Source organism: Demequina pelophila (assembly GCF_000971175.1).
In the GTDB taxonomy this organism is placed as follows: domain Bacteria; phylum Actinomycetota; class Actinomycetes; order Actinomycetales; family Demequinaceae; genus Demequina; species Demequina pelophila.
Genome location: NZ_BBLY01000003.1, coordinates 1 through 3,191, shown reverse-complemented (window position 1 = coordinate 3,191; position 3,191 = coordinate 1). Strand labels below are relative to the sequence as shown.

Here is a 3,191-nt window from a genome sequence, read left to right as displayed (position 1 = left end):
TAGACGCCGCAGACGGAATCGGCGGTTGAAGTTCCGTTCGAGAGGCCCTTCACACGCGCGCAATGAACTGGCGTCTGGACATCCCATCCGCCAACTCCAAGAGCGAAGGTGTGCTGCGAACCCGAGCGACCCTGGTTGGACACAACGGCAGCACCCTTCGACACGCTTCCGATCACGCGCCACCCAGGCGTCTTGGTCTCGGCTCCGTAGTCCTGAACACTGGCTGCAGTGACAGTCGAACCGGACGAGCACCAGTACCCGACGTGGTAGTACGTATAGAGGGTGTTCCCCGCGGCAGCCTTGGGTCCCCACGTCCAGCGCTGCGTCCAGCAGCCCACTGCGAGGGGCGTGATCTCGACGCCCGTCATGCGCGCTGCCATCGCGGATGCGTACGCCTGAGCGTTGGCCGGCGCCTGCGGGCCGACCGTGACCGACTCGGTGGCGGGGAGCATCGTCTCGATGAACTCCTCTCGCTCTGCTGTGTCGAGCGTGTCGAGATACGCCTCCAGGGTGACGTCGTCGGCGACATCATCCGGTGACGTGGCCGCCTGCGCCCCTACTACAGGCGCGGCCAAGAGCAGCGCGAGGGCGGCAACAGCGAACCCTCGAGTCAAGTTTCTCACGAGCTTCTCCTCCTCAGCGGGCGCCTCGTTGCACCCTGCACTAGGAAACATAGCACGCTACCTCGCAGTGCGAACTACCATGCTATGATCCAAACTGTGGAGATGGACCGCGACGGAGCGCTGACGCAACTTCGCAAGGGCGTCGTCGAGTACTGCGTACTTGCCCTGTTGCGAGAAAGCTCGACATACGGACTCGAGCTGACGTCGCGTCTCACGCGAGACGGCGGATTGCTTGCAAACGAGGGGACTCTCTATCCGGTCCTCTCGCGGATGCGCCGTGTGGGCACGGTCTCAACCGCTTGGCACGAGTCGCCATCGGGCCCCCCGCGCCGGTATTACCAAATAACTGACGCAGGCCTCGCGGCACTGTCGGCATTCGCGGACATCTGGGGGCCGTTTACTCAGCAGGTCAACCAAATCCTGGAGAACAGCAATGAAGCACCTCCCGAACACCGCCCAACCTGAGTCGCACCTCGTCGCGCGCTATCTCGCAGACCTAGACCGAGCCCTGAGCGATGCGGATCCCGGCGAACGCGCCGACATCCTCAGCTCAGTAAGGGAGCACCTCGACGATGCGCTCCCGGGAGACGCGAGCGCGGACGAAGTGGCCCAAGTGCTCGACGCGCTCGGCCCAGTAGAAGCGATCGCGCGCGCCGCGACGCCCGGGCACACCGGCACAGCGGATGCCGGGTGGATTGCTGTCGCGTCGCTGGGTGCATCGACCCTTGGCGCGCTCCTGACACTCCCCCTGCCCTTCGTCGCTCTCGCGCTTGCCGTGCTGGGAGGCGTGTCAGCGGTGGTTGCGCTGCGGCGCGAGGGCGCTCGGCGCCTCATCGCCAGGGTAAGTCTGGTCATCGCATCGCTCACGATAGTGGCGCTCGCCCTCGCGGCGATCACACTCGTGTCCACCGCGACGCCGACGGAACCTAGTTCCGCGCCCATAGAGACGGTCGGACCCTAGGGCACCACAAGCCACGGCAAACCCGGACAGGAACGGCTCGAGGACGTGGCGGTCAGTGACTTGACCCAGGGTTCGGTTACCAATGGCAGTGTGTCGTTCAGGCTCGATCTCGAGGAGTCCGGACCATGCCCAAGCCCTATCCGCAGGAGTTCCGTCATCGCGCCGTCGCGCTCGTGAGAGCCGGCCGCCCCGCGACCGAGGTCGCCCTCAGTCTCTGCATCAGCACGACTTGCTTGCGCAATTGGGTGCGTCAGGATCGCATCGATCACGGCGAGATCGCCGGTCGGTCGACGACCGAGAACGCGGAGCTCAGAGAGGCGCGCAAGCGCATCCGCGAGCTCGAACGTGAGGTCGAGGTCCTCAAGGTCGCATCGAAGCTGCTGGGCGAGGACAAGCCCCACCCAAAAGGATCCATCCGGTGATCGACGTCCTCGTCGCCGCCGGACATCCCGTGCTCACGTGCTGCCGGATCCTGGGCGTGTCCAAGCCCGGCTACTACCGCTACAAGCATCGCCCGACCTCGCCCACGCAGATGCGCCGTGAGTGGCTCACCGGGCTCATCCGCGAGGTCCACACCGCCTCCCGCGGCACGTACGGCTACCGGCGCGTCCATGCCGAGCTGACGATGGGGATGAACGTCAAGGTCAGTGAGCACCTCGTCGGCAATCTCATGAGCCTGGAAGGCATCTATGGTCTGCCAGGACCGACGCGGATCAAGAGGCTGCGCGGCGTCGTCACCGCGGACGACCTCGTCAACCGCAAGTTCCATCGGATGAAGCCCAACGAGCTGTGGGTCACCGACGTGCGCGTCAACATCGCACGCGGGAGGGCTGGCTGTACTGCTGCTGCGTGCTGGACGCCTTCAGCCGCAAGATCGTCGGCTGGTCCATCGACTCCAGCGCCGACACCCGACTGGTCTTGAACGCCCTCGACATGGCCATCAAGACCCGGGATCCTGCACCCGGCGGGATCGTCCACGCCGACCACGGAGCCCAGTTCACCTCCTGGGCTTGTCACGCAACCGCATCCGTGCCGCCGGTCTCATGCCATCGTTCGGATCCGTCGGCGACGGGCTCGACAACGCGATGATCGAGTCCTTCTGGTCATCCATGCAGATCGAGTTGCTCGACCGTCAGACCTGGAACACCAGAGTGGAGCTCGCCAACGCGATCTTCGAGTACATCGAGGTCTGGCACAACCGCGCCCGACGCCACTCCGGCATCGGCTACCTCACGCCCATCGACTTCGAACTACAGTCAGAAATGCACGCCACCACCGCCCGAACGACACACCTGATCAGGTAACTGAACCTTGGGTCAGGTCACAGAGTCAACCAATGCTGGGGCAGACCCGGATGCGCACCCCACCCGAAGCCGAAGAGGGCTACTACGCTGACCTCGAATCACCCCAGCCGGTACCTGCCGGACAGGGAAACTGAGCGGAACGAAACTCAGGCCGATTCACCTGTGGCCGACCCCAACGCTTGTGGCTGGCACCGCCGGCCACAAGCGACGACGAAGGGGTGCCCCACAACGGAGTCGTTGCGGGGCACCCCGGTTGGTGGACGCGCCGAGCCAGGGGGGCTGGCGCATCGGTCCGAAGTGTGG

General features: G+C 65.1%; 3 protein-coding genes and 1 pseudogene. 3 read left to right on the top strand and 1 reads right to left on the bottom strand.

All coding sequences use genetic code 11. The annotated features are described in order from the left end of the window. Positions 1–623 (bottom strand): hypothetical protein (locus AOM03_RS05675; RefSeq protein ID WP_156157641.1); only part of this gene is annotated, 623 nt, incomplete at its 3' end. 84 nt (positions 624–707) lie between these two features. Between AOM03_RS05675 and AOM03_RS12420 the strand changes: the two genes are divergently transcribed. From AOM03_RS12420 to AOM03_RS05660, 3 genes and pseudogenes are all read left to right on the top strand, one after another. Next, positions 708–1,088, top strand: coding sequence for a PadR family transcriptional regulator (locus AOM03_RS12420; protein ID WP_156157640.1), 381 nt, complete (start codon positions 708–710; stop codon positions 1,086–1,088). Next, entirely contained in the window at positions 1,057–1,584 is a 528-nt protein-coding gene (locus AOM03_RS05670) for a DUF1700 domain-containing protein (RefSeq protein WP_062379242.1), read from the top strand. Before AOM03_RS12420 ends, AOM03_RS05670 begins: the two co-directional genes overlap by 32 nt. Positions 1,585–1,709: 125 nt before the next feature. After that, positions 1,710–2,888: pseudogene (locus AOM03_RS05660) on the top strand (IS3 family transposase). The last annotated feature ends 303 nt before the right edge of the window (positions 2,889–3,191 follow it).